We start from the raw sequence: 25,226 nt of genomic DNA on the forward strand, positions 1-25,226 counted from the left end.
GTTGCGTCGCGCCACTCGCACCTCAGGATGAGGGAGCTGGCGGGAGCCGGCCGTGTCTAGAAATTCACCCGGTTCGAGATCGCGCCGTCCACGACGAGATTCGATCCCGTGGTGAACCCCGACACAGGGCTCGCCAAGAACACCGCCGCGCTCGCGATTTCCTGCGGCGTCGCCATGCGGCCGGTTGGGTTACGCTTCATCGCGTCCTTGTAACGTTCGGGCATGTTCTTCTCGATCATCTCCCAGACGCCGCCCTTGAAATAGACGGTGCCGGGCGACACCACGTTGACGCGGATCTTCTTCTTCGCATATTGCCGCGCCAGTCCCTTGGCCATGTGGATCAGCGCCGCCTTGATCGGACCGTAGGAGCTGGCCGTGTCCGCCTGCGCTGCCGAGATCGACGAGATGATGACGAAGGCGGCATCGCCGCTTCTGTCGCCGCTCGCTTCGAGGAACGGCCGCGCGGCATCGAACGCATGCACGGCGCCGAGCAGGTCGAGCCGGAAGTTCTGCTCCCACGATGCGGGATCGTGGCCCTGCGCCATCGCGCCGGCATTGGAGAACAGCATGTCGATGCCGCCGAGTTCCTTCGCTGCGCCCTCGATCCAGGATTTCAGCGCCGCGCCGTCGGTGACGTCGACCGGGCTGCCGGTGGCGTTAACTCCGCCCGCCTTCAACTCCGCGACCGTTGCCGCAACCTGCTCCGCATTGCGCGCACACACCGCGACATTGGTACCTTCACCGGCCAACGTTGCCGCAATCGCCCGCCCGATGCCGCGTGTGCCGCCGAGGACGATGGCGTTCTTTCCATTGAGACCGAGATCCATTGTTTAACTCCTTCTTGTTGGTGCCGAGAATGTAGCTGCTTCGGCAGACATGCTGAACTATCCAATTCGTCGTTGCGAGCGCAGCCAAGCCAGAAACGCATCCGCGGAGACAGCCTGGATTGCTGCGCTGTGCCCGCAATGACGTGGAGAGAGCCGCCGCCTCCTCACTCCGGCGCCGCGCCCACCGGCGGGCCGCCGGGCGGTCGGTGCAGGAAGGTCAGCGAGGCGTAGGCGCCGGCCCAGGAGCCGATCGCGGCGAAGGCGACGTATAAGGCGTTCTCGGTGTAGCTGATCACGGCGTAGGAAGAGAGCATGTACCAGACCGCGCTCCAGTTCGCCGCTGACATTCGCTTGCGCGCGATCACGGCCGAGGTGAACATCACATAGACCGCGTCGGTGGCCGCCGTTGCGACGAACACGGCGCCCGCAGTGAGGGGATCGATGGCGGTCATTGCAATCCTTTCTGTGAAAGTGGGATCGTCCTGAAAACTAAGGGGAGAGAAGCGGCCATGCAAAGCCCCGCCGCATCTGATGGCGTTCGGCGCAATGATGGCCAGGGCGCGTCAGGCCCACGACGGTGGTAGCTGGCACGTGCGCGTGTCGCTGGCGCAGACCGGGCGGTGGCTAAGAGATCTCGGCCGGCTCGACGGCGGACTGAGCACCCGGGATCTTACGGGCGAGGCTGTACATGCTGGGTTCATCGAGAGCATGCCATCCGGCTTCGGTATGTTGAAGGCCGTGCGTCATTCGGCATTGCTGTCGAAAACGCCGGCGCAATGGCGCCGTCCGGCGATGCCGCTCGGCGGCCATCCGGCACGGTGGCCGGTGCGAAGCTGACACGAAGCTGACATGCCGCAAGATTTTAACGTCGACCGCGAGATGTTCTGCGCTTTTTAGGTTGTCTGAGATCAGAATTCGGCACTATTAGCGCGACGATGAGGCAATCATTTGCCGAGATCGTCGCAGACACGACCGGGCTCCATGGTGGTTGAAGATACCAAGCGATCGCAGGTTCTTACAAAACGACGGGTGGTCACATTCGTGGTTTTGCTAGCTCTCGCCGGTGCCGGGGGCTACGGCTTCTCCTATTCGGCGCCTAAGCAAAAGAAACACTCCGAGATCTCGAGCCAGTCGCGCAAGAATGCGCAGACCTTCACGCCGACACCGTCCGAATGGGCGACGCTGATGATCGAGCCGGTCAAGGCCAAGAGCTTCCGGGCCGAGTATGTCACCGAAGGCAAGGTCGCGGTCGACGAGGACCGTTCGACGCCGGTGTTCTCCCCCTATGCAGGGCGAGTCACCAAGCTGCTTGCCAAGCCGGGCGAGATGCTGAAACAGGGACAACCGCTGTTCACGATCGAGGCCGCCGACACCGTGCAGGCCCAGAACGATTTCATCGTGGCGATGACCTCGCAGAACAAGGCGAGGTCGGCGCTGGAGCTCGCCGACATCCAGTTCAAGCGCGCCAAGGATCTCTATGAGGGCCATGCCATTCCGCTGAAGGACTATCAGCAGGCGGAAGCGACCCAGGTCCAGGCGCGAAACGACATGCGCTCTTCAGGAACGGCGCTGGAAGCCGCGCGCAACAAGCTGCGCATCCTCGGGTTCACCGACGAGACCATCTCTGCGTTCCAGGAGAAAGGCGTCATCAACCGGGAAATCACGATCTATTCGCCGATCGCGGGCACCGTCGTGCAACGCAAGATCGGCCCCGGCCAATACGTCAATTCCGGCGCCAGCGATCCGGTCTTCGTGATCGGCGACCTCTCCACCGTCTGGCTCACCGCCTTCGTGCGCGAGACCGACGCGGCTGCGGTGTGCACCGGCCAGGACATCACCGTGAACGTGATGGCGCTGCCGGGGCGGCCGCTGACCGCCAGGATCAACTACGTCGCCGCCGCGATCGATCCCGGCACCCGCCGCCTGCTGGTTCGTGCCACCATCGACAACAAGGACGGCCTGCTCAAGCCGGAGATGTTCGCCAACGTCACGATCTACTCGGCCGGCGACCGCGCCGCGCCGGCGGTGCCGAAACAGGCGTTGATCTACGAAGCCGACAAGGTTCGCATCTGGGTCGCGCGCGAGGACAAGTCGGTCGAGCTGCGACAGATCAAGACCGGACTCATCAACGGCAATCTCGTCGAGGTCACCAGCAATCTGAAGCCCGGCGAGCAGATCGTCACCAAAGGCAGCCTGTTCATCGACCGCGCGGCGTCCGGCAGCTGATCGACGACCCAAGAAAATTGAAGACCTGAATGGATCGTCTCGTCGCTCTTGCCGTCAACCGGCGTTTCCTGATGGTCGGCATGTTCGTCGCCGTCCTGATCGGCGGCCTGATTGCGTTCGACCGGCTCAACATCGAGGCTTATCCCGATCCGACCCCGCCGATGGTCGACATCGTGACGCAGAGCCCGGGGCTGTCGGCGGAGGAGATCGAGCGCTATATCACGATCCCGATCGAGACCCAGGTTGCGGGCCTGAAGAACATCACGACCATCCGCACCATTTCGCTCTACGGTCTCTCCGACGTCAAGATTCAGTTCTCCTTCGCCTATACCTATGACGAGGCGCTGCAGCAGGTGTTGAACCGCCTGGCGCAGCTCGCACCGCTGCCCGGCAACGTGCAGCCGCAGATCTCGCCGCTCAGCCCGATCGGCGAGATCTTCCGCTACCGTCTCGTGGGGCCGCCGAATTACAGCGTGCTCGATCTCAAGACCATTCAGGACTGGATTCTGCAGCGACGCTTTCGCGCCGTGCCCGGGGTCATCGACGTCACCGGGTGGGGCGGCAAGAGCAAGACCTATGAGATTCAGGTCGACTTCAACAAGCTCGTCGCCAACGGTCTGACGCTGCCGCAATTGCTCCAGGCGGTCGGCAATTCCAACGTCAATGTCGGCGGCAACACCGTCGACATCGGCCAGCAATCGGCCGTCGTGCGCGGCGTCGGCCTGATCCGCTCGATCGACGATCTCGCCAATACCATGGTGGCGCAGACAGGCGGCAATCCGGTGTTGGTCAAGGATGTCGCCACTGTCACCGTCGGGCAGCGGCCCCGTCTCGGCATTGCCGGCCTCGACGAGGCCGACGACATCGTGCAGGGCATCGTCCTGATGCGACGTGGCGAGCAGAGCACGCCGACCATCAAACGCGTCGAGCAACTCGTCCAGCAGATCAACAATTCGACCATCCTGCCGCCGGGCGTACGCATCGAGCGAATCTACGACCGCAAGGATTTGATCGATCTCACCACCCACACCGTGCTTCACAACATGGTGGTCGGCATTCTGCTGATCGTGCTGTTGCAGTGGATCTTCCTCGGCGATCTGCGCAGTGCGCTGATCGTCGGCGCGACCATTCCGTTCGCGCTGTTCTTTGCCGTCATCATCCTGGTGCTGCGTGGGGAATCGGCCAATCTGCTGTCGGTCGGTGCGATCGATTTCGGCTTGATCGTCGACGCCACCGTCATCATGGTGGAAGCGATCTTCCGCCGCCTGACGCAGACGACGCCGCCGTCGGAAACCGGGCATATGTCGCCCGAGACGATGTTCGGCATGAAGAGCCACGCCATCCTCAGCGCGGCTGCCGACGTCTCGCGCTCGATCTTCTTTGCCGCGGCGATCATCATCGCGGCCTTCCTGCCGCTGTTCACGCTGTCGGGTGTCGAGGGCAACATTTTCGGGCCGATGGCCCGCACCTATGCCTATGCGCTGGCCGGCGGCCTGCTGGCGACGTTCACCGTAACCCCGGCGCTGTCCGCGATCGTCCTGCCGGCGCATGTCCATGAGACGGAGACCAAGGTGATGCTGATCCTGCACCGGCTCTACATGCCTGTGCTGAATTGGGCGGTGGCCAACCGCGGGATCGTTCTCGGCGCCGCGGTCGGCCTGGTGATGATGACGGTCGCGCTCGCCCGGCTGCTAGGCCTCGAATTCCTGCCGAAGCTGGAAGAGGGCAATCTCTGGATCCGCGCCACGCTGCCGCCAACCATCTCGCTCCAGGAGGGCAATTCCTACGTCAACGAGATGCGCAAGCTGATCGGCGCCCGGCCCGAGGTGGAATCCGTGGTGTCGCAGCACGGCCGTCCCGACGATGGTACGGATGCCGCCGGCTTCTTCAATGCCGAGTTCTTCGCGCCGCTGAAGCCCGTGGGCCAGTGGCCCGGTACGCGCGACAAGGAAGTGCTGACCGCGGAGCTGCTGAAGCAGCTCGACGACCGCTTCCCCGGCGTCGAGTTCAACTTCTCGCAATATCTCCAGGACAACGTCTCCGAGGCCGTCTCCGGCGTGAAGGGCGAGAATTCGATCAAGCTGTTCGGCAGCGATCTTCAGGCCCTGACCGATACCGCCAACAAGATCAAGCAGGTGCTGTCGACCGTGCAGGGCGTCACCGACCTTGCCGTGTTCACCTCGCTCGGGCAGCCGACCGTCCAGATCGACATCGACCGCGCCAGGGCCGCGCGCTATGGCCTTGCGCCGGGCGACATCAACGCCACGATCAAGGTCGCGGTTGGCGGCGACACCGCGGGCGATCTCTATGAGCCGGGCAGCGACCGCCACTTCCCGATCATCGTTCGCCTCGCGCCGGAATACCGCAGGAGCGCGGAGGCGATCCACAATTTGCGGATCGGCGCGCCCGGGCCGAACGGCACCGTCACGCAGATTCCCCTGAGCGAGGTCGCGGACATCAGTCTCGTCTCCGGCGCCGCCTACATCTATCGCGAGCAGCAGGAGCGCTATCTGCCGATCAAGTTTTCGGTGCGCGAGCGCGACCTCGGCAGTGCGATCCGCGAGGCGCAGCAGAAGATCGCCGAGCAGGTGCAGCTGCCGCCCGGCTCGCACATGGACTGGGTCGGCGAGTTCGGCAACCTCCAGGATGCGATTCGTCGGCTGTCGATCGTGGTGCCGATCTCGCTGGCGCTGATCGGCGTGCTGCTCTGGTTCAATTTCGGCACGCTGACCGACACGCTGCTGGCCATGAGCGTGATCCCGATGGCGATCTTCGGCGGCGTGCTGGGCCTCTTGATCACGGGCACCCCGTTCAGCGTCTCCGCGGCGATCGGCTTCATCGCACTGTTCGGCATCGCCGTGATGGACGGCATCATCATCCTGTCGCAGTTCAACCAGCTCATCGAAGAGGGTATGGAGCGCATGAGTGCGGTTGTACGTACCGGTGAGTTGCAGCTCCGTCCGGTCCTGATGACGTGCGTCGTCGCCGGGGTCGGCCTTCTGCCGGCGGCGCTGTCGGAGGGCATCGGCTCCCAGGTCCAGAAGCCGCTCGCGGTCGTGGTCGTCACCGGCATGATGCTGGCGCCCGTCGTGATCCTCGTGACCTTGCCGGTCCTCATTTCATTCTTCTCGCGCCGCGTGCGCTGAGTGCCGCCCGCTACAGCATCCTTTGCGCGGTCCGCAGCAGCATCGCGGTGCCGAGCGCGAGCAACATCAGGCTGGCGAATCGGCTGCTCAGCGACAGCATCCGAGGCGTGAGCCGCGACCGCGCGGTTGCAACGATCGTGCTGAGCATCATCCACCAGATTGCCGAGCCCACGAAGACGCCTGCGATCAGCGGCGCCGCCGCGGCCTGCGTGGAGAACGCATGCAGCGCCGCCAGGAACAGGATGACCGTCAGGGGATTGGTCAGTCCGAGCGCGACCGCGCTGAGATAGGCACGCGTCAGATGTACTCTGTCGATCTCACCGACATCCTGGGGCACGATCGAACATCGATGTGTCCGGATCGCGAACCATAGCAGCGTGAGCGCCGAGACGATTCCGAATCCCGCCGCGTTGGCCTCGACCCAAGGCCGCGCAAGCGAACCAAGTCCCAATACCGCAAAGGCGCTGTAGGTGAGATGGACGGTCGCCGCACCGAAGCCGGTTGCGAGCCCTGTTGCCATCCCCGATGTCAGGGTGCGCTGAATGCACAACATGCCCATCGGCCCGATGGGAGCGGCGACGGTGAACCCGATTGCAATGCCGGAGACGAGCGCGGCAAGATAATGCGATAAAGACATGCGTCCGCACAAACAAATGAATCTGTGCGTGTACGTACCGGCGAACCGAAATCGTCGCCTCAACCGAAAGGGTGAAAACGGAATTTGAATGCAGACACGTTCGTGTGATGCGACGGCGGCTTTGCGCTCATTGCAATGTCGTGCTCTCGCTACGGCGGTTCCGCCGCGCGATGTGGAGTCGAGTTCCACCTGCAATGAGCTGCGATGACGCGATTGCTACGTCGCGAATCAAAATCCGTAGAGCCGCGCCGGATTGTCGACCAGGATCTTCTTGCGCACACCCGCATCCGGAGCCCATACCGGAAGCTGATTGAGCAGTCGCCCGTCGTCGATCTGGTAGAGCGGCGCGATGTCGGTTGCCTTGCGTCCCTCGACGCGGCTCGAATCCGGATGCGGCCAGTCGGTGCCCCAGACGATGCGATCCGGGTTGGCCGCGATCAGGGCCTGCGCGAACGGCACCATGTCCTGATAGTCCGGCGCGAGCTTCGACGACCGGTAGGCGCCCGAAATCTTGACATAGGCCTTGCCGGACTTCACCAGGGCGACGAGATCGGAGAAGCCCGGCTGCTCCACGCCCTTTGAAGCTTCGAGGCCGCCGAAATGGTCGAACACGACGGGCACCGGCGCGGTCTCGACGAGGTCCTTGATCGCCGAGATCATGGCAAGCGTGGTGTAGAGCTGCACGTGCCAGCCGCGCGCCTTCATGCGCTCGGTTGCGGCGGTGAAACGCGGTCGTCCGACATTGGGATCGCTGACGCCGCCGGTCGCGAGATTGAGGCGGATGCCGCGGAAGCCGTCCTGATGCATCGCATCGAGCGCGCTCTCCGGCGTCTTGTCGTCGATCACGGCGACACCGCGTGCAGTCGCGCCCCGGGCTTTCATGCCGAACAGGGTCGACGAATTGTCGGTGCCGCAGACGCTGGGGGTGACGATCACCACGCGTTCGACATGCAGCGCCTTGTGCAAAGCGGCCATCTCCTCCGGAGAGGCCGGCTCGGGCGTGTAGACGCGTCCGGCGAAGAACGGAAACTTTTCGACATCGCCGTGGATATGGGTGTGGCAGTCGCAGGCGTGCGGTGGAACGTCGAAATTGACCGGCGTCGCAGGCTGTGCGGCCCGGGCGCGGGCTCTGTTCGTCATGGCTACTCCGGCGGCGAGGGAGGCAAGCAGGACGCTGCGTCGGTTGAGCACGGTTTCACTCCCTGTTCTTGTTGTTTTGCAGTGGAGCCGCGAGAGTATCACATCAGCCCGGCAGCCGCTGTGCCTCGTTGCATAGCTGCTCGACAAGGTCCGCAAGCAGGCGTGAGCCGTCGGCGCGCGCGACCGGGCAGGACAGGCTCGCGAGCCACGCCTCATGCTTGGCGAGATTGCGCCCTTCGCGATCCCCGGCTTCGTAGTGGGAGGCCCAATCGAGAAAAGACTCGGTCTCATCGTGGCGCCAGCCTCCCGGCGCGACGGCGTCGGCGCCAAAATGGGTGGTCTCGCGGGCACGCAATCGCTTCATCCGGATCTCGCGCGGTGTGGTCACGAAGATGACGAGATCGAAATAGGAGACAAGCTCCTCGCCCCAGCCGGTGACGGACCCGCTGAGCACCCAGTCGCGACGCGGCAGGAACATCTCGCGCATCAGGCGCAGGCGCTCGGATGGCGGGCGCGTCGTCTGGTAGGGCGGCACGGTCGGCAGCCAGAAATAATCGTCGCTGTCGTGATGCGGCAGTGCAAGCCGGCCCGCGAGCGCCCGACCGAGCGTCGTGACGCCGGCGCCCGAAGCGCCGGTCAGGTGGATGCGGCGGCTTTTCATCGGCTCCGCCCAGATGATTGAAGCTACTGCCCCGACGGCGTGCGCAGGCCGTGCCAGGCGTCGCGGACCTGATGGTAATGCACCTCGGGCAGATAGTCCGGCGTGTTCAGGCTGAGCGTCTTGACGTCGAGATGGCCGACGGCGCTGAGCAGCGTGTAGGAGGCTATGACGCGGTCGCGGTTGGCGCCGATCAGGCGGGCCTTGGCCTGGATCAGATCGGCCTGCGAGTTTAAGACGTCCACCGTCGTGCGCTGACCGCCGGCGGCCTCGCGCTGCACACCCTGGAGCGCGACGGTCGCGGCCTTCACCTCGGACTCGGAGGCCGAGACGGCGATCTTGGCGCCCTCATTGGCAACCCAGGCGCTGATTGCCGCCGTGCGCGCCTGGTTGCGCACCTGGTCGAGCACGAGCCGGCTCTGCGCCGTGATCTCCTTGGCCTGCCGGGTCTGCGCGGCGGCCTGGCCGCCGTCATAGATCGGCGCGGTGACGTTGGCGACGATCGAGGCCTGGTCCTCGGCGAAGGTGCCGAGCGTCGGGTCGTTGTTGCGGCTCTTGCTCGCGCTGCCCTGGATGGTGGCGCTCGGCAGCAGCACGCCTTCGGCGATGCGGATGTTGGTGGAGGCGACATCGACGTCGAAGCTGGCGGCCATCACCGCCGGATGCTGGCGGATCGCCATCGTCATGGCGTCTTCGCGGTTCTTCGGCAGATAACGGTCGACGACCTCGGCGGGCCGAAGCTGGGACGGTGAATTGCCGATCACCTGCGCATAGGTCGCCTGGCTGATGGCGAGCGCGACCTCGGCGGCGTTGAGATCGGCAAGGCCGCGATTGAGGCGCGCTTCGGCCTGCGCACTGTCGGTCGGCGTGACGTCGCCGGCGTTGAGGCGGCGCTGGGTGACCGAAAGCGTCTCGCGCAGGAAGGCGACGTTGGAACGCTGCGCTTCGACCAGCGACTGGTTGGCGAGCACGTTGGTGTAGGCGGTGACCGCGTCGAGCAGGACGCCCTGGCCGACATTGCGCAGCGCCTCGCGGCCCGACTGGACCTGCAGTTCGGCGGCACGGACGTTGTTGGCGGTGCGGAAGCCGTTGAATAGGGTCTGCGTCACGGTGACGCCGATGATCCATGGCTTCAAGTTGCCGGTCTGGACCGTGTTGTCGGGCAGCAGATTGCGTACCGATTGCAGGCCGGCGCTGAGGCTTGCCACGATCTGCGGCCGGTAACCGGCGAGAGCCTGCGGCACGTTCTCGTCCGTGGCGCGTTGTCGCGCGCGTTCGGCATTGAGCTGCGGATTGGTCTGGTAGGCCTTGGCCAGCGCTTCCGGCAAGGCTTCGGCCCAGGCAGCGGAGGGCAGGGCGCAACAGAGCGCCAGCGTGGTCCATGTCGCAAGCGCAAGACCCACGCCCGATTGATGCCGCGTCATCACGCGACCAGCTCTGGCGGTAAGTCCAATCATGTAATCCCGCTTAACCCGGCTGTCCGCCCCCGCCGACGGTGGCCTCTTAACTGTTTAACCAGCCGAGGTCCCGCAGGCAAACTGCCGCGGGGAAAACCCCCATGTAATCCGTGCTTGTTGCAGCTTCGTCACAGGGGGCCGCGGGAACGCGGCAGAGCCTGACACCAGCCTGACCGCTATCTGGCCTTACCGGTTCTTGTTCACCGGCTTGCGCTTTTCGATGAACGCCGCCATGCCCTCGGAGCGGTCCTCCAGCGCGAAGGTCGAGTGGAACAGGTTGCGCTCGACGCTCATGCCCTCGGCGAGCGTGGTCTCGAAGGCGCGGTTCACCGCTTCCTTGGCCATCGCGACCGCGGGGCGCGACATCGCGGCGATCTTCTCGGCCGCCGTCATCACTTCGTCCATTAGCTTGTCAGCGGGTACGATGCGGCTGACGAGGCCTGAACGCTCGGCTTCCGCCGCATCCATCATGCGACCGGTGAGGCACAGGTCCATCGCCTTGGACTTGCCGATCGCGCGCGTCAGGCGCTGGGTGCCGCCGATGCCGGGAATGGTGCCGAGGGTGATCTCGGGCTGGCCGAACTTTGCGGTGTCGGCGGCGATGATGACATCGCACATCATGGCGAGTTCGCAGCCGCCGCCGAGCGCATAACCCGCGACCGCCGCGATGGTCGGCTTGCGGCAGCGCGCGACGCGATCGCCGCCGATCGCGGCAAAATCCTCGGAGAACATGTCGATGAAGCCTTTCGGCTGCATCTCCTTGATGTCGGCGCCGGCGGCAAAGGCCTTCTCGCTGCCGGTCACGACGATGCAGCCGATGGCCTCATCGGCCTCGAGATCGTCGACGGCGGCTGCGATTTCGCGGAAGACGCCGAAGGAGAGCGCGTTGAGCATCTTCGGCCGGTTCAGCTTGATGATGCCGACCGCGCCTCTGCTTTCGACGATGATGTGTTCGAACGTGCTCATGCTCCACCCACGCTTTTGATTGGGCGGGCAATGTGCCCGCTGGCGCGGTGGGCTTCAAGGGGGCCGGGACGCAGGACGCGCGGTCCGCGCGTCCCGGCGGAACCGGCATCAGGCCATGAACATGCGCGCGGCCGAGGCCAGCGTCAGCAGCGTGCCGACGCCGATGAAGATCTTGCCGATCAGGGAGCTCTGGTCCCAGGCCGAGCTCTGCTGGCTGCTCGCCATCACCGGTGCCGGCCGCGGCTGCGCCTCGGTTGCGGCGATCACCGTTTTCTGCGGCGGCGGGCTGTCCTGTTGCACGGCGCGATCGATGTCGTTGAGCTGATCGGGCGCGACAACCTGGCCCTCCGCAGCCGCGGCGTTGGCATTATCGGCCGCTGCCTGGACATTGTCGTTGGCGCGATCCGTCATCGCGGAGGCCGCAGCCGCGGTCGGTGCATCGGCGGCGAGCTGCGCATTGGCATTGGCGACCGCCGGCGGCATCTGGCTCGAAGCCGGCATGTCATTGTCGGCCTTGTTATCGGCCTTCGGCTCCTCGGCCTTTGCCGAGGTGTCGTTCTTGTCGGCTTTTTCGTCGGTTTTTTGTGCCGTCTTGCCGCTGTTGGTGCGGCGCGACTCCTGGCGCCGGTGCTTGGTCGGCTTTGCCGCGTCAGCCTGTTTGCCCGCGCTGTCCGATTTGCCGCCTGTGGCCTGGTCCGGCGCGGCCTGTGCCATGCCGCCCCACAGCAAGAAAATGCCGGCCACAAGGATCAGGGCCGCGCGCCCGCTGGCTTTGATCATGTTGACGATCTCCCCAATTCCGCCCGTCCCGGAACGAACAGAGACCCTGGGGCGTGACGACAGCGGGGCAGAAAATGGGAATCTTCGGGCCACAGCGGGCGAAAACGGGGCAGCCGGGCGATGTCGCCGGCGCCGGGTGCGGGGCGAGCCGATCGGTGTTATGAGCCGTCGCAGACGTTTCCGGCCGTATCGAGCGTGGGGTCCTGGTTGCGATCACGAATTCGTGATCGTGGGCATCGCGCGTAACAAATTGAACGAACGGCCGAATTGCATGGTGAGGGGCGCGCGTGCGCGGACGTGAGGACGAATGGACCGGCCTGATGCGGTCGGCCATGGCAGGAGATGATGCGGCGTATCATCGCCTGTTGAGGGTGGTCACGCCAGTGCTGCGCGCCGCGGCGAGGCGCGGCTTGGCGCGGGCCGGGCAACCTCCGGACCAGGCCGAGGATATCGTGCAGGAGATTCTGTTGGCGGTGCATCTGAAGCGGCACACTTGGGACAGCGAGGCCCCCTTCGCGCCCTGGCTGTTCGCGATCGCCCGCAACAAGCTGATCGATGCCTTGCGGCGGCGCGGCAGGCGCGTCTTCGTCAACATCGACGATTTTGCCGAGACGCTGCCGGGCGAGGCACTGCAGGAGACGGCCTCCGCGGGCGAGGTCGCAGCCCAGCTCAATGCGCTGCCGCAGCGCCAGCGCGACGTGCTGCAGTCGATCGCGGTCGAGAGCGCCTCGATCAAGGATACGGCGGCGAAGTTTTCGATGAGCGAAGGCGCCGTGCGGGTCGCACTGCATCGCGGACTTGCAGCACTGACTGCCAAACTGCGGGACCACTAGTCATGGACACCGATCAACTCATTCGCTCGCTCGCGGCCGACAACGCCCATCGCGCGCCGCGCGTCGGCGCCATGCTGACCATGGCCCTGCTGGTGGCCGCGCCCTTGTCGATCCTGATCTTCGCGACGTTCTTCGGTGTGCGTCACGACGTGATGAGCGCGATGCGCAACCCGTTCTTCGACATGAAGTTCGCGGTCACGCTGTCGCTTGCGATCCCTGCGATCATCATCAGCCTGCATCTGTCGCGTCCCGAAGCCTTGATGCGCGGCTGGGGCTGGCTGTTGCTGCTTCCGGTCGGGCTGCTTGCGGTTGGGATCGGCAGCGAGGCGATGATGGCGCCGGCCATGCCGATGACGATGCGCTTGATGGGCAAGAACTCCAGGGTGTGCCTGGTCGCGATCCCCGCGATGTCGCTACCGCTGCTCGCGGGCGCGCTATTTGGCCTGCGCCACGGTGCGCCCTCGCATCCCGCGCTGGCCGGCGCGCTCGCTGGCCTGGTATCGGCCGGCCTTGCCGCGACGCTCTACGCCTCGCACTGCACCGACGATTCCCCGCTGTTCGTCGCGACCTGGTACACGATCGCGACCGCGGTGGTGACCGTGATCGGCGCAGTGGTGGGATCCAAAGTCCTGCGCTACTAGCGAGCCGCCATCACGCAGCCGGAATCGTGCTCTGCTGCATGCGGTGGAAGCGCAGCACCTGCTGCGCGGTCGAGCTGCGGAGCGCCTCGTAAGCGTCGCGCAGCATCAGCATGTCGGTCGGCGATCCGCCTGAAAGCTTCTCGCGCATGGCGATGATGGCCCGCACGCTCGGCCAGGACATGCCCGCGACCTTGGCGAGGATCATCACGCCCTCGGTCCGGCTTTCGATCATCATGGTCTCGGCAGTCTCGACCGCAACGCCCGCCAGCGCGGCGAGCCCCGCATTGGTTTCGTCGAACTTGCCCTGCTCGGCGAAGGTGGTGACCTGCAATTCGTTGAGACGGCCGTCTTCGTGCAGCGATTTCACCAGCGCTCGGGCCATCTCGGTTTGCCTCGTCATGGCGGCGGCGCGAATCCGCTGGGCCACTTCCTGGACCACGCTCGACACCTCTTCCACAAGCTCCGGATGCGCGGCCTCGAGTTTTTTCCGCACGCTCGAGGACGCCTTGGCGACCAGGTTCAAATAGTGATGACGCGGCAAGTCCGGCCGCAGGCCGATGCAGGTGGCGAGGTCGTCGTCGCGTTCGGCGCGGGTGATGAGGTCGGTGAGGCATCCCTCGGAGAGCCGCGCTCCCGGATTGCTGACGGTTGACTGCACCACATCCCCGTTGCCGCGCGTCACCAGCACGTCGGTCAGAGCCTCCGACAGCACGCGCCGAAGCGAGATCGCCTTGAGATGCGCCTGGCCTCTCGTGCGCGCGATCTCGATCAAGGTCGTCTCGTCCAGCCGTTCCGATTTCGACAGCACGGGGCCGGAGACCTCGATGACCTCGTCGAGCGCGAGCGTGCGGATGATGTTCGGCGGCGCGACCGCGATCGGTGCGAGGCGGTCGGCGAGCAACGCCCTGGCCGAACTCTCGATTTGCTCGATCAGGCACTGGAACACGTCGTCGAACACGCGGATGTGGTCGTCGGAATAATTCACCGCGTTGCCTACGAAGAGATCGGTCACGCGGCGCAGTGTCTCGACCCGGCGCGCGACGGTGCCGTGCGAGAGCGCAGCCTGCAACTCATTGAGCAAATTCTCGGATGATCTCGCGGATTTGGATCTCATTGGGCGGTCCTGAAGCGTTTGGCCCGGCGTCGGCTTCTGCCGCACCGGGAGGAAATGGATTGGTCAGCTCGTTGCAATGCGATTGCGCCCTTGCGCCTTGGCAGAATAGAGCGCTCGGTCGGCGCGCGCGAGAAATGTGTCGGCAGTATCAAGGTCGCGCAGCGTCACGACGCCCGCTGAAATGGTCACGTGCATGCCTGGGGAGAACGCGCTCCAGTCGAGATCGGCGACGATGCTGCGCAAGCGCTCGAGCATGCGCTGCGCGGCGTCGCCCGTGGTCTCCGGCAGCAGGAGCAGGAATTCCTCTCCGCCGTAGCGGCCGAAGCAGTCGGCCGGGCGGATATTGGCGAAAATGGTGATCGCGAAGGTGCGCAGCACCTCGTCACCGACGGGATGGCCGTGGGCGTCGTTGATCCGCTTGAACCAGTCGAGATCGATCAGCGCGATCGCGCAAGGCGCCGACGTCTGCCGCGACTTTTCGATCTCGACGTCGAGAAGGCGCATGATGCAGCGGCGGTTGTAAGAGCCGGTGAGTTCGTCGAGCTCGGCCAGTTCCTCGATGCGCTGATAGGCGGCCTTCAGTTCGATGCTGCGCCGGTACAGAATCTTGCGCAGGGTGGCGCCGAACAGGCCGAGGAAGGCGCACTGGCCGATCACCAGCACGAAGCAGAGCATCGAGGCGGCTCGCTCCAGACGGGTCGCAACCGGCAGTCCGATGGGCAGGTCCGAGCCCAGGAAGACCAAGCCAAGCCCGCAGGTGGCAAGGCCCCAGGTGACCATCGCCTGGTTCGAAGTCATCCGCAGCGAGCCAAACGCGAAGATCAGAAACAGCACGGCGAGAAACGCGACCCCGACCGTCGGCACTGCGAGCAGGAACACCAGTTGGAGCGCCATATGCGCCGAGATCTGGAAGACGGTGAGATAATGATCCTCGAACCGGTCGCCGAAGCCGGCTTCCGACAGCACGGTGAAGGTGCCGATGATCAGGAGGCCGCCGAGCCAGAACAACGATGGGACGGCCATGGAGACCGTCCCGCCATAGGCGTAGAGCAGCAGGACCGAGGCGCCCAGCGAATAGCTCGCCACCTGGCCGACATACATCTGGCGGCGTTGGCGGACCCGGCGCGCCAGGACGTCGGGGGCCGCCGCCTCCGGCGTGAGGGCGAGCTCCGCGACCTCAGCGGCACTCCTCTCGGGAAAGGACGTCGCGGCCGTGCTCATGGTCCCGCCAATGGTGGATGTCAGCGTAAAAATCTACGTGGCAAGCCTTTAGGTTTGGTATCCTCGGTAACCGAATCCGAACGGTGCAGCGCGGAACAAGGTGATAGGCCGGCGGAAGAAATTTACCGGTGACCAGGCATCCGTTTGCTGTGCAATCGAGCCAAAGGCCGGCCTGGCGAGACATACGTCGTGCAGGGCTGCTATGGAACCGGACAAGGCCGGGCCGCCTGTGCCGGACAGGCATTCCGCAGGGAAGTATCTCAGTATTATGTTACCGATCTGGATCGTGGCGGCCGACGGCCGCGGGTGGGACAAGAAAAAGGCGCGTATGTGGGGCGGATCACACAGGCATCCGTACGACTGCGGTAAATTGAACAATTTTGCCCCACGCGTCGAACCCTCCGTTGCATCGACCCGACCAACTTTGCGAGACGGCCTTTGAGCGTGACACAGGCGGCTTCGGACGAGGTCCTGATCGCCAGGATCGCTCAGGGTGACCGGCTCGCCATGCAGGTGCTGTACGGGCGGCATCATGTCAGGGTTTACAGGTTCGGTCTCAGGCTCGTGCGGAACGAGCAGGCGGCGGAAGACCTCATCAGCGAGGTGTTTCTGGACGTCTGGCGTCAAGCCGGCAAGTTCGAGGGTCGATCCGCCGTTTCCACCTGGCTGCTGGCGATCACCCGATTCAAGGCCCTGTCTGCGCTCCGGCGCAGGAAGGATTTCGAGCTCGACGAAGAGGCCGCCAACGCGATCGAGGATACATCCGACGATCCGGAAACGGTGGTGCAGAAAAAGGATACCAGTGAGGCGTTGCGGGAGTGTCTGACGGGCCTCTCGCCCGACCATCGGGAAATCGTCGATCTCGTCTACTACCACGAGAAGTCCGTGGAAGAGGTGGCCGAAATCGTCGGGATACCGGAGAACACCGTGAAGACGCGCTTGTTCTACGCGCGCAAGAAACTGGCCGAACTGCTGAAGGCAGCCGGCATTGAGCGAGGCTGGCCATGATGGCTTTGAGCAAGAAGATGCTGGAGCAAGAGCCCAGTGAAATTGAACTGCTGCTGCCGTGGCACGCCGCCGGCACGCTGAACGCGCGCGATGCGCGCCGTGTCGAAGAGGCGCTGGCGCGCGATCCCGAGCTTGCCAGGCAATATGCCGTGATCCGCGGCGAGTACGAAGAGACCATTCATCTGAACGAGAGCTTAGGGGCTCCGTCGACGCGCGCGATGCAGAAGCTGTTCGCCGCGATCGACACCGAGCCGGCGCGGGCGAGCGGTTCGCTGCCGCTGTCGGCGCGGCTCTCGACCTTCTTCGCGAGCCTGTCGCCGCGCACGCTGGCCTGGTCGGCGAGCCTTGGCGCCGTCGCGCTCGTGCTGCAGGCCGGTGTGATCGGCGCCGTGCTGATGAAGAACCAGCCGGCGACCTTCCAGACCGCTTCGCTCTCGACCAGCGCTCCGATCACACGCGAGCTTGGCAGTGCAGCTGCGCCGGCGCGCGCGCTGGTGCGCTTCACGCCCGAGGCGCGCATCGCCGACATCACCGGGCTGCTCGACAGCTACCACGCCTCGATCGTCGACGGGGCCAAGGGCGGCATGTTCCGCCTCCAGTTCGACAGGGCCATGAGCCAGGACGAGCTCGCTTCGCTGCTCGGCAAGATGCAGCGCGAGAAGTTCGTCAACCTCGCCGTCGCGGCGCCCTAGGCGCGCCGCTGAACCGATGACGGGCAAGTCCGAAAGCAGATTGCGCGCCGGGGTCTACGCTTCATCGGTCGGCGCCGTGCTTCTGATCGCCGCCTGTTTCGGCGTCCAGGTTGCACAGGCGCAGGCGATCATGCGCACGCCCACGATCAGCGTGCCCTCGCGAACGCCGACCATCTCTCCGAACATCGCCCCCCGCGTCACCCCCGGCATTGCCGCCCGAGCGGTCAGCGTCGACCGTGCGCCGCGGACGATGGCGACCATTCCCCACACCACGACGTCGCGCATCCGGCCGACGACGCCGGTGCTACCCCATGCGCGCTATTCGCCGAACCTCTATCCGGCCTGCTCCGCACCCTACCGTGATGCTGACGGCGAGTGCACGGGGCAGCCGAACGCAGGTGGCCAGGGCACCGGAAAATCAGGCAAGAAAACCGCCGGCAAGGCGCCTGGCAACAACACGCCGGTTGCGGTCGCCTCGCGCAGCTTCGCCAACGAATTCGTGGCGGAGATCGATGGGGCGCTGTCGCCCGGCGATGCCGACGAGCTTGCCCGCCGCCACGGCTTGACGCGCATCGCTTCGGAGAGCTTCCCGCTGATCGGGGCCACGTTCGGTCTGTTCCGCATCGCCGATGGCCGGCCCTACGAGACGGTGCGGCGCGAATTCGCGGCCGACGGCAGCGTGCGCTCGGTCCAGCCAAACTTCCGTTACGTGCTCCAGGACCAGAAATCGGCGCCCCCGCGCGAGGGCGATCCCGCGCAATATGCATTGGCCAAGCTCCGCCTGCCGCAGGCGCATACGCTCGCGCACGGTGCCAACGTCACGGTTGCGGTGATCGACTCCGGCATCGACGCCAAGCATCCCGAGCTTGCCAATTCCGTCTCCGACAATTTCGACGCGCTCGGCAGCACCGAGGGACCGCACATCCACGGCACCGGCATCGCCGGTGCGATCGTGGCGCATGCCCGGCTGATGGGCAGCGCGCCCGAGGCGCGCATCATCGCGATCCGTGCCTTCGGCGGCACCAACGGCGGCGCCGAGAGCTCGTCCTACATCATTCTGCGCTCGCTGAATTACGCCGCCGAGCACGGTGCGCAGATCGTCAATATGAGCTTTGCCGGTCCGAAGGACGCGGTGATCGAGCGCGCCATCGCGGCGACCGCCGCGCGCGGCCTCGTGCTGATTGCGGCCGCCGGCAATGCCGGCGCGAAATCGCCGCCGCTCTACCCGGCCGCCAATCCCAACGTTATCGCGGTCAGCGCGACCGACCAGCAGGACAGGCTGTTCACCGCGTCCAACCGCGGCAACTACATTGCCGTCGCGGCGCCCGGGGTCGACATCTTCCTGCCGGCGCCGGACGGCAAGTACCAGATAACGTCGGGAACTTCGTTCTCGGCCGCCTATGTTTCCGGCGTCGCGGCGTTGCTGCTGGAGCGCAATTACGCCTTGAAACCGGAGGCGCTGCGCATGACGCTGGTGAAGACCGCGCGCGATCTCGGCTCCCCCGGACGTGACGAGCTTTTCGGTGACGGCCAGACCGATGCGTTCGCTGCGGTCATGGCTGTTCCCGTCGAGAGCGCGACGCCGGTTGCGGCGGCGTCCGGTACAACAAAACGTGAAGATGGCGGGACGCGCCGTGACGCGCCCGGCAGCCGCGCGATCGAACAGCCCTCGCTGTCGAGCGCTGACCGATAAATCCACGATTTCTCAGGCGGATAGGCCGGCGGCGCGATGCCGGCTGCGACAAAGATGCGCGCGGACCGGAGGTCAAAAAAGCAAACGTCGCGTTGAACGTTCAGCCAAGCTGCCACGACCAAATTATGTGGGAGCGGTCATCCCTCCCCATCAGTCATATTAGGCGCGAGCGCCCATCCACCCCAAGCGCCCATATGGCTCGACCCGTCCGGTTGTCCCCCCGGACGGGTCTTTTCTTTTTGGACATCCGATTTTTTGAAGCCTCGTGCGCACTCAGCTTGCGGTTGAAGGGCGCACCTGTGTTCGTCGCAATCGGTCGTTCGGGGCGCCGCAAGCCCCTTATGCTTGTGTGAAGCTTGACTCGAAAACATGGCAAATCTCCGCACGACTACGGTGATCGGCGACGAGCGCGGTGTCGTTGCTGGACAAGACAAAACTTTTCCACAAAATATTCATGTCGCGTCTAAATTGATTCGTGTGCGTTGCGTCTTCGCGTCCGTGTTTTTCTCCTGACGGGCTGGACTATGACACATCGCCAAGAATCCAACGGCGCGTCTGTTCGCGCCGTAGCCGTTGGCCGCGACATCGCGGCACGCTGGTGCGCTCTTGCCGAGCAGCGGTTGCAGCATCTCTCCGAAATGTTCGAGACCGGGCGCTGGCGCCGTTATCATTCCGAAATCGCATTCCTCGAAAACATCCAGGAGGCCAAGCGTGCAGTCGAGACCTGGCGCGCGCTGGCGACCGGCGGAGACGTCGCCGAGGCGGCTGCGAGCGTGACGCCTGCATTCGGCTGGTCGCCGGCGACGATGCCCCGCGTGTTTCCGCGCGAGCAGCCGGCGCAGACCGTGCAGCCGAAGGCCGTCCTCATCGTCCCCGAGACCGCGGTGCCGGTCAGGCTCGATCCGAAGCCGGACGCTCTGGCCGAGATCGCCGAAACCCCGATTGCACCGCTCGCAACGCCCGCACCGCTTGCGGCGCCTGCCGCGATGGCCTCGTTCACCGCGCCTGCCGAGATGCCACCGCTGAGAGCCCCAGCAGCGAAGGCACCGTTCACCGCACCTGCCGTGAGGTCGCCGCTCGCCTCGCCCGCCACGATGGCGCCACTCACCGCGCCAGTCGTGAGGCCGCCGGTCGCCGCGCCTGCTGCAATGGCAGCGCTCCTGCCGCAGTTCACTCCGCCCGCGGCCGAGATCGTCGCAGCCCCCGAGCGCGTCGTCGAATTCACCCTCAGCCTCGACGGCCTGGAAGCCAAGTACCCGCTACTGCGGAACGCGTTCTAAGGTTCTGAATATGGGCAAAGGGGATGCAACTGCACCTCTTGCCCCGTCATCCTGAGGCGCGAGCGATGGGGCGCGTCGCGCCCCATCGGGAGCCTCGAAGGATGCACGGCCCGTCCGCCGACTCGAGAGGCCTACTTTCGCACTGCATTCCCGCCGAGCACCACCTGCGCAAACCGCTGCGCGCCGTCCGCTGACAGATCCGAGGTCACCGCGCGCGCGTGATCGAGGCCGACCACGGCGCCACGCGGGGTCTCCGAGATCATGTTGTTGTTGACGAGCGCGGTGCCGGCTCCCGGCACCACGGAGACGCCGACACCCGCGAGGGCCTTGCGAATCACGTTGCCGGTGATCGCGACGTCGCGCAGATATTTGCCCCAGCCGGCGACGATGCCATAGGACGGCGCATTCTCAATCACGTTGCCGGTCACCGATGAATCAGCCTCGATGTAGATGCCGACGCCGGCGTCGTCGTCCGGCGCGGTGCCGATCGGGCGCTTCGGGATCAGATTGCGGATGATGTTGCCCTGGACCACCGCGATGCGGCCGCCCTCGTTGAAATTGCAGACGGAGACGCCGACGGCGGCGCCATCCACGGTGTTGTTGGCAATCACCGCGGCCTCGAACGCGAACTCGGAATAAAGCGCGACCTCGCGCACGTCGCTGACGCTATTGCCTGATATGTGGATGTTCGAGGCGGAGTTGCCGCGCACGGCCGAATAGTCGCAATTCTTGATGCGGTTGCCGCGCACGATCACGTTGCCGGCGCGGAAGGCGTTGATGGCATTGCCGTACTGCCCGGAGCCGCCCGGGCCGGCCTTGATGTCCTCGATGCGGTTATCCGCGACCAGCGTGCCGTCGTCGCCAATGGCGGTGCGCAGGATCTCGATGCCGTTGTCGTTGGTGCCGGTGATGGTGTTGCGGCACACGCTGAGACCCTTGGCGTCGAACGAGACCACCGCCGTCAGCGCGATACTTGTGAGGATATTGCCGGAGATGTCGCCCGACACCTGTTCGAGCCAGATGCCGCTGCCGCCGGAACCGGTGACCTCGCAATCGGTGATGCGGACGTCGCGTCCGCCCAGGATGTGGATCAGGCCGCGCCGGGTTGGCAGCGGAAACTTGCCGCCGTCAAAGGTGATGCCGGTCAGCCCGATCGCATCGGAACCGTCGCTCTGAATTGCCGACGCTCCGCCCGTGAAGAGGAGCTTGGTCGCGCCGCGGACGCCAATGAGTTGTGCGCCGTTCGGCAGTCGCAGCAGGCCGGTCCGGTAGATGCCGGGCGGCAGGGCGAGCGGCATTTGCGCCCGCGCGGACTCGTCGATGGCGCGTTGAAGGGCTCGGGTCTGATCTTCGCTGCTCCCTGGCCGCACGCCGTATTGCGTGGCGTCGCGGCCGAGCAGGGACGTCAGCGGCGCCGCCCGCGCCGCGTCGGCGGGCATGGCGAGGGCACCGGCGATGCCGGCCGTCGAAGCCCCGATGAGATGACGGCGATTGAGGTCCATGACGCGTCCTCCGGCGGACGCGGGCGTCCGCGCGACGTAGGTAGCGCAGCCCGGCAGGGGCCGTGAGGATTGTTCGCGGTAGGGTTAAATGTTTACCGCGGCGACGATGCCGTAGGGTAGACAAAGCCAAGCGTGCCCACGATTTCGCGGCAGATCAGGGCGAGATGGTGGGCACGGCGCAAGCGCGCCTTTGCCCGCCCTACGAAACCTGCGTGTTCCGCGTCTTCCTTGCCAGCCCCACCATCTCCATCAGCATGGCTTCTCCCGCATCCACAAGCTCCTCCAGCGTGATGCGCGGCGCGCCCTTGCGGCGTACCGCGCCGCTGCGCGCGAGCAGCGGAATGTGGATGAACGCGGCGAGCCTCGGCCCGCCGGCCCTGACGCGCTCGATCGCGCGCCAGCTCAAGTAATTGCAGAGATAGGCGCCGGCATCGCGCGAGGGCCGTGCATCGATGCCGGTGAGGCGTGCGGCGCGCAGCAGTCTTGCCGTGTGCGGGCCGAAATTCATCGCGTCCGCGTGGCCTGCGATGCCACGTTTGCTCGACCGGGTGTTGGCGGCATCGGGCCAGAGCATGGTGACGGCATTGCGCGCGCGGGTCTCGATGCGCAGGTAAGGTGTGCGTGCAGCGAGGCCGAACATCAACAGCGCGTCCGGCTTCTGCTTTGCAAGCACCTCGGGCAATTGGCGGTCGACTGCCGCATAAGTCACCGGAAAAATGTGGCTCGAGAGCTCGACATCGTCGAGCGCCGGCCGGCGCAATTGCGTCAGCCTCGTCACTAGCGGCTTGGTCGGATTATAGGGCGCTCCAGGAAACGGCCCGAAGCCGGTGAGGAGAATGCGAAGCCTTTCGCTCATTTCAGCAACTCCAGGATACGCTCGGCGGCGAGTGCCGGCGTGAGATGGCCCTCGGCGACCTCAGCTTCGATCTTCTTCACCTTGGTCCGCACCGAGGCCTCGCTGCGCAGCCGCGCCAGCATCCGCTGCTCCAGCATCGACCACATCCATTTCACCTGCTGGTCGCGCCGCCGCGCGGCGAAATCGCCGGATGCGTTCATCGCCTTGCGATGATCCAGGATTTTCTGCCAGATTTCTGCGATGCCATCGCCGGTGAGCGCCGAATAGGTCTCGACCGGCGGATGCCAATGCTCGGACCGCGGGCTGAGAATATGAAGCGCGCCGCGGTAGTCGGCCGCCGTGATCCTGGCACGCTTGAGATTGTCGCCGTCGGCCTTGTTGATGGCGATCATGTCGGCGAGCTCGACCAGGCCCTTCTTGATGCCCTGCAACTCGTCGCCGCCGCCCGGCAGCATCAGCGCGAGAAAGAAGTCGGTCATGTCGCAAACGGCGGTCTCGGACTGGCCGATGCCGACGGTCTCGACCAGCACGACACCGAAGCCCGCCGCCTCGCACAAGAGCATGGCCTCGCGCGTCTTGGCCGCAACGCCGCCGAGCGTGCCCGAGGACGGCGAAGGCCGGATGAACGCATCGTCCGAGGCGGACAGCCGCGCCATCCGCGTCTTGTCGCCGAGGATCGAGCCGCCGCTGCGCGCCGAGGACGGATCGACCGCGAGCACCGCGACCTTGTGGCCCTGCTCGATGAGATAGGTGCCGAGCGTATCGATGGTGGTGGATTTTCCGACGCCCGGCGATCCCGTGATGCCGACGCGGAACGCCTTGCCGGTGTCGGGCAGCAGCATCTGCACAAGCTCGCGCGCCAGCGCCTGGTGGTCAGGGCGCCGGCTCTCCACCAGCGTGATGGCGCGCGCAAGGGCGGCGCGGCTACCGGCGCGCAGCTCCCTGGCGATGGTCTTGATGTCCGGCGGGGCTTTCTTCTCGATCATGCCCTGCTTTACAACGCCGAGGCGAGGCAGGCGAGGCCCGCCCGCCCGATATCACCGGGATGCTGCCGCCGCCGTCTGCGGCTGTTTCACCTTACGCCACACCCACACCATCACCGGCCACAGCAGGGCGCCGATGGCCATGGCGGCGAGGATCGCGGCGACCGGGCGTTCGAAGAACGGCAAGATGCTGCCGTCGGACTTGATCAGCGAGGTGACGAAGGCCTGCTCGACCATGGTGCCCATGACGATGCCGAGCACCATGGCGGCGACGGGATAGCCGTTCGCTTCCATGACGTAGCCGATCACGCCGAAGGCGGCGACGGTGACGACGCCGAACATGTTGTTGCCGATCGCGAACGAGCCGACCGCACAGCACAGCATGATGATAGGCATGATGGCGGAGCGCGGCGCCAGCAGGATGTAGGCCGCGACGCGGATCATGGCGATGCCGAGCGGAATCATCATGATGTTCGCGATGATGAACATCAGATAGATCGCGTACATGCTCGACGCCTTTTCGGTGAACAGCGTCGGCCCGGGATTGAGTCCCTTCATGTAGAGCACGCCGATCGCGATCGCGGCGATGGTGTCGCCGGGGATGCCGAACAGCAGCGAAGGCACCCAGCCGGAGGCAATGCTGGCATTGTTGCTGGCGCCGGCCTCGACCAGGCCCTCGACGTGACCCGTGCCGAACTTCTCCGGCTCCTTCGAGAAGCGTTTCGACATCGCATAGGAGACCCAGGCGGCCATGTCGGCGCCGGCGCCGGGCAGCACGCCGATGATGATGCCGACGATGTTCCCGCGCGTCATCTGCCAGCGATACAGCTTGGTCAGCTTCCACTGGCCGGCCAGGATGCTTCCGAATTTGCGCCGCGGCAGCGGCGGCGGCTCGGGCGTGAGCATCGCGCGCATCACCTGCGCCACCGCGAACACGCCGACCAGCGCCGGAATCGGCTCGATGCCGCCGAACAGATCGGTGAGGCCGAAGGTGAAGCGCGGCACCCCGCCGGGATTCTCGATACCGATGCAGGCCACCAGGAGGCCGATGAACATGCCCGCGATCGCCTTCACCGGCGAGGAACGCGCGACCAAAGTGGCGCACATCAGGCCGAGCAGCGCCAGCCAGAAATATTCGAAGGTCGAGAACGACAGCGCGATTTCGGCCAGCGGCGGCGCCAGGATCATCAGCGACAGCACCCCGGCGATGCCGCCGATTGCGGAGAACCACACGCCGGCACCGAGCGCGAGCTCGGCCTGACCCTTGCGCGTCATGGCGTAGGCCTCGTCGGCATAGGCGGCAGACGCCGGCGTGCCGGGAATGCGCAGCAGCGCGCCGGGAATGTCACCGGAGAAGATCGCCATCGAGGAGGCCGCGACGATGGTCGCGATCGCCGCGATCGGGGACAGGTAGAAAGTGACGGGCACGAGCAGGGCGGTCGCCATCGTCGCCGACAGGCCCGGCAGCGAGCCGATCACGAGGCCATACACGGACGCAGCGAACATCGAGATGATGACCTCCCAGGTGGAGATCAGCGCGAAAGCATCAATCAGGGTTTTCAGCAT

21 protein-coding genes and 2 pseudogenes are annotated in these 25,226 nt (G+C 65.5%); 9 read left to right on the forward strand and 14 right to left on the reverse strand.

Annotated features, from left to right (window positions below; genetic code table 11):
• Nucleotides 1–56: 56 nt before the first annotated feature.
• Nucleotides 57–827, reverse strand: coding sequence for an SDR family NAD(P)-dependent oxidoreductase (locus ACFDR6_RS21210; protein WP_375859387.1), 771 nt, complete (start codon nt 825–827; stop codon nt 57–59).
• 164 nt (nt 828–991) lie between these two features.
• The gene (locus tag ACFDR6_RS21215; RefSeq protein ID WP_375859388.1) at nt 992–1,279 is read right to left on the reverse strand and encodes a hypothetical protein; all 288 of its coding nucleotides are present in this window, start codon (nt 1,277–1,279) and stop codon (nt 992–994) included.
• A gap of 64 nt (nt 1,280–1,343) precedes the next feature.
• On the opposite strand from ACFDR6_RS21215, the pseudogene ACFDR6_RS21220 reads away from it, so the two are divergent.
• From ACFDR6_RS21220 to ACFDR6_RS21230, 3 genes and pseudogenes are all read left to right on the forward strand, one after another.
• Nucleotides 1,344–1,664: pseudogene (locus tag ACFDR6_RS21220) on the forward strand (CoA transferase); the annotation flags it as partial.
• A 144-nt stretch (nt 1,665–1,808) separates the two neighbouring features.
• Nucleotides 1,809–3,053, forward strand: coding sequence for an efflux RND transporter periplasmic adaptor subunit (locus tag ACFDR6_RS21225; protein ID WP_375859389.1), 1,245 nt, complete (start codon nt 1,809–1,811; stop codon nt 3,051–3,053).
• Nucleotides 3,054–3,082: 29 nt separating this feature from the next.
• Nucleotides 3,083–6,199 carry an efflux RND transporter permease subunit gene (locus tag ACFDR6_RS21230; RefSeq protein ID WP_375859390.1) on the forward strand — a complete coding sequence of 1,039 codons (3,117 nt, stop codon included), beginning with the start codon at nt 3,083–3,085 and terminating at the stop codon, nt 6,197–6,199.
• Nucleotides 6,200–6,209: 10 nt separating this feature from the next.
• Here ACFDR6_RS21230 and ACFDR6_RS21235 read toward each other — a convergent pair whose 3' ends face one another.
• The 6 genes from ACFDR6_RS21235 to ACFDR6_RS21260 all read right to left on the reverse strand — a co-directional run bounded on the left by ACFDR6_RS21235 (nt 6,210) and on the right by ACFDR6_RS21260 (nt 11,837).
• Entirely contained in the window at nt 6,210–6,836 is a 627-nt protein-coding gene (locus tag ACFDR6_RS21235; protein ID WP_375859391.1) for a LysE family translocator, read from the reverse strand.
• A gap of 228 nt (nt 6,837–7,064) precedes the next feature.
• Entirely contained in the window at nt 7,065–8,027 is a 963-nt protein-coding gene (locus tag ACFDR6_RS21240) for an amidohydrolase family protein (protein ID WP_375859392.1), read from the reverse strand.
• 52 nt (nt 8,028–8,079) lie between these two features.
• Nucleotides 8,080–8,637, reverse strand: coding sequence for a P-loop NTPase family protein (locus ACFDR6_RS21245; RefSeq protein ID WP_375859393.1), 558 nt, complete (start codon nt 8,635–8,637; stop codon nt 8,080–8,082).
• 23 nt (nt 8,638–8,660) lie between these two features.
• A complete protein-coding gene (locus ACFDR6_RS21250) occupies nt 8,661–10,091 on the reverse strand; it encodes a TolC family outer membrane protein (RefSeq protein ID WP_375859394.1) in 1,431 nt (476 codons plus the stop codon).
• Between the two features lie 186 nt (nt 10,092–10,277).
• Complete coding sequence (locus ACFDR6_RS21255; RefSeq protein ID WP_317240389.1) at nt 10,278–11,057, reverse strand: enoyl-CoA hydratase; 780 nt, start codon at nt 11,055–11,057, stop codon at nt 10,278–10,280.
• Between the two features lie 108 nt (nt 11,058–11,165).
• Nucleotides 11,166–11,837 (reverse strand): hypothetical protein, encoded by a 672-nt coding sequence (locus tag ACFDR6_RS21260; protein WP_212081278.1) that lies wholly within the window; start codon nt 11,835–11,837, stop codon nt 11,166–11,168.
• A gap of 287 nt (nt 11,838–12,124) precedes the next feature.
• On the opposite strand from ACFDR6_RS21260, the gene ACFDR6_RS21265 reads away from it, so the two are divergent.
• Both ACFDR6_RS21265 and ACFDR6_RS21270 read left to right on the forward strand, forming a co-directional pair.
• The gene (locus tag ACFDR6_RS21265; protein WP_212081279.1) at nt 12,125–12,670 is read left to right on the forward strand and encodes a sigma-70 family RNA polymerase sigma factor; all 546 of its coding nucleotides are present in this window, start codon (nt 12,125–12,127) and stop codon (nt 12,668–12,670) included.
• A 2-nt stretch (nt 12,671–12,672) separates the two neighbouring features.
• Nucleotides 12,673–13,311, forward strand: a complete 639-nt coding sequence (locus tag ACFDR6_RS21270; RefSeq protein ID WP_212081280.1) for an NrsF family protein — start codon at nt 12,673–12,675, stop codon at nt 13,309–13,311.
• Nucleotides 13,312–13,321: 10 nt separating this feature from the next.
• On the opposite strand, the gene ACFDR6_RS21275 is transcribed toward ACFDR6_RS21270, so the two are convergent.
• Together ACFDR6_RS21275 and ACFDR6_RS21280 are read right to left on the reverse strand one after the other, a co-directional pair.
• On the reverse strand, nt 13,322–14,425 hold the full coding sequence (locus ACFDR6_RS21275) for a DUF2336 domain-containing protein (RefSeq protein ID WP_212081281.1): 1,104 nt from the start codon (nt 14,423–14,425) through the stop codon (nt 13,322–13,324).
• A 63-nt stretch (nt 14,426–14,488) separates the two neighbouring features.
• Nucleotides 14,489–15,646, reverse strand: a complete 1,158-nt coding sequence (locus ACFDR6_RS21280; protein ID WP_375847618.1) for a GGDEF domain-containing protein — start codon at nt 15,644–15,646, stop codon at nt 14,489–14,491.
• 438 nt (nt 15,647–16,084) lie between these two features.
• Between ACFDR6_RS21280 and ACFDR6_RS21285 the strand changes: the two genes are divergently transcribed.
• The 4 genes and pseudogenes from ACFDR6_RS21285 (at nt 16,085) to ACFDR6_RS21300 (ending at nt 20,319) form a co-directional block, all read left to right on the forward strand.
• The gene (locus tag ACFDR6_RS21285) at nt 16,085–16,654 is read left to right on the forward strand and encodes a sigma-70 family RNA polymerase sigma factor (RefSeq protein WP_212081283.1); all 570 of its coding nucleotides are present in this window, start codon (nt 16,085–16,087) and stop codon (nt 16,652–16,654) included.
• Nucleotides 16,651–17,346, forward strand: coding sequence for a hypothetical protein (locus tag ACFDR6_RS21290; protein WP_317240387.1), 696 nt, complete (start codon nt 16,651–16,653; stop codon nt 17,344–17,346). The genes ACFDR6_RS21285 and ACFDR6_RS21290 overlap by 4 nt, the downstream gene beginning before the upstream one ends.
• A 16-nt stretch (nt 17,347–17,362) precedes the next feature.
• Nucleotides 17,363–19,076, forward strand: a pseudogene (locus tag ACFDR6_RS21295) (S8 family serine peptidase); the annotation flags it as partial.
• 487 nt (nt 19,077–19,563) lie between these two features.
• Nucleotides 19,564–20,319, forward strand: coding sequence for a TIGR03809 family protein (locus ACFDR6_RS21300; RefSeq protein WP_375859395.1), 756 nt, complete (start codon nt 19,564–19,566; stop codon nt 20,317–20,319).
• A 131-nt stretch (nt 20,320–20,450) separates the two neighbouring features.
• Here ACFDR6_RS21300 and ACFDR6_RS21305 read toward each other — a convergent pair whose 3' ends face one another.
• From ACFDR6_RS21305 to ACFDR6_RS21320, 4 genes are all read right to left on the reverse strand, one after another.
• Nucleotides 20,451–21,821 carry a TIGR03808 family TAT-translocated repetitive protein gene (locus ACFDR6_RS21305; protein WP_375859396.1) on the reverse strand — a complete coding sequence of 457 codons (1,371 nt, stop codon included), beginning with the start codon at nt 21,819–21,821 and terminating at the stop codon, nt 20,451–20,453.
• A 199-nt stretch (nt 21,822–22,020) separates the two neighbouring features.
• On the reverse strand, nt 22,021–22,677 hold the full coding sequence (locus ACFDR6_RS21310) for a pyroglutamyl-peptidase I (RefSeq protein WP_212081287.1): 657 nt from the start codon (nt 22,675–22,677) through the stop codon (nt 22,021–22,023).
• Nucleotides 22,674–23,663, reverse strand: a complete 990-nt coding sequence (gene meaB, locus ACFDR6_RS21315; RefSeq protein ID WP_375859397.1) for a methylmalonyl Co-A mutase-associated GTPase MeaB — start codon at nt 23,661–23,663, stop codon at nt 22,674–22,676. The genes ACFDR6_RS21310 and meaB overlap by 4 nt, the downstream gene beginning before the upstream one ends.
• A gap of 51 nt (nt 23,664–23,714) precedes the next feature.
• Nucleotides 23,715–25,226, reverse strand: coding sequence for a tripartite tricarboxylate transporter permease (locus ACFDR6_RS21320; protein ID WP_212081289.1), 1,512 nt, complete (start codon nt 25,224–25,226; stop codon nt 23,715–23,717).

Origin of the sequence: Bradyrhizobium tunisiense, assembly GCF_042263385.1 — a bacterium.
Classification (GTDB): domain Bacteria; phylum Pseudomonadota; class Alphaproteobacteria; order Rhizobiales; family Xanthobacteraceae; genus Bradyrhizobium; species Bradyrhizobium tunisiense.

What these genes read in the sequence shown, in the direction of transcription:
- ACFDR6_RS21235 (WP_375859391.1), bottom strand. Translation starts at nt 6,836, where the DNA reads ATGTCTTTATCGCATTATCTTGCCGCGCTCGTCTCCGGCATTGCAATC.
- ACFDR6_RS21310 (WP_212081287.1), bottom strand. Translation starts at nt 22,677, where the DNA reads ATGAGCGAAAGGCTTCGCATTCTCCTCACCGGCTTCGGGCCGTTTCCT.
- ACFDR6_RS21280 (WP_375847618.1), bottom strand. Translation starts at nt 15,646, where the DNA reads ATGAGCACGGCCGCGACGTCCTTTCCCGAGAGGAGTGCCGCTGAGGTC.
- ACFDR6_RS21260 (WP_212081278.1), bottom strand. Translation starts at nt 11,837, where the DNA reads ATGATCAAAGCCAGCGGGCGCGCGGCCCTGATCCTTGTGGCCGGCATT.
- ACFDR6_RS21290 (WP_317240387.1), top strand. Translation starts at nt 16,651, where the DNA reads ATGATGGCTTTGAGCAAGAAGATGCTGGAGCAAGAGCCCAGTGAAATT.
- ACFDR6_RS21215 (WP_375859388.1), bottom strand. Translation starts at nt 1,279, where the DNA reads ATGACCGCCATCGATCCCCTCACTGCGGGCGCCGTGTTCGTCGCAACG.
- ACFDR6_RS21305 (WP_375859396.1), bottom strand. Translation starts at nt 21,821, where the DNA reads ATGGACCTCAATCGCCGTCATCTCATCGGGGCTTCGACGGCCGGCATC.
- meaB (WP_375859397.1), bottom strand. Translation starts at nt 23,663, where the DNA reads ATGATCGAGAAGAAAGCCCCGCCGGACATCAAGACCATCGCCAGGGAG.
- ACFDR6_RS21320 (WP_212081289.1), bottom strand. Translation starts at nt 25,226, where the DNA reads ATGCTGAAAACCCTGATTGATGCTTTCGCGCTGATCTCCACCTGGGAG.
- ACFDR6_RS21275 (WP_212081281.1), bottom strand. Translation starts at nt 14,425, where the DNA reads ATGAGATCCAAATCCGCGAGATCATCCGAGAATTTGCTCAATGAGTTG.
- ACFDR6_RS21245 (WP_375859393.1), bottom strand. Translation starts at nt 8,637, where the DNA reads ATGAAAAGCCGCCGCATCCACCTGACCGGCGCTTCGGGCGCCGGCGTC.
- ACFDR6_RS21300 (WP_375859395.1), top strand. Translation starts at nt 19,564, where the DNA reads ATGACACATCGCCAAGAATCCAACGGCGCGTCTGTTCGCGCCGTAGCC.
- ACFDR6_RS21255 (WP_317240389.1), bottom strand. Translation starts at nt 11,057, where the DNA reads ATGAGCACGTTCGAACACATCATCGTCGAAAGCAGAGGCGCGGTCGGC.
- ACFDR6_RS21230 (WP_375859390.1), top strand. Translation starts at nt 3,083, where the DNA reads ATGGATCGTCTCGTCGCTCTTGCCGTCAACCGGCGTTTCCTGATGGTC.
- ACFDR6_RS21210 (WP_375859387.1), bottom strand. Translation starts at nt 827, where the DNA reads ATGGATCTCGGTCTCAATGGAAAGAACGCCATCGTCCTCGGCGGCACA.
- ACFDR6_RS21250 (WP_375859394.1), bottom strand. Translation starts at nt 10,091, where the DNA reads ATGATTGGACTTACCGCCAGAGCTGGTCGCGTGATGACGCGGCATCAA.
- ACFDR6_RS21225 (WP_375859389.1), top strand. Translation starts at nt 1,809, where the DNA reads ATGGTGGTTGAAGATACCAAGCGATCGCAGGTTCTTACAAAACGACGG.
- ACFDR6_RS21270 (WP_212081280.1), top strand. Translation starts at nt 12,673, where the DNA reads ATGGACACCGATCAACTCATTCGCTCGCTCGCGGCCGACAACGCCCAT.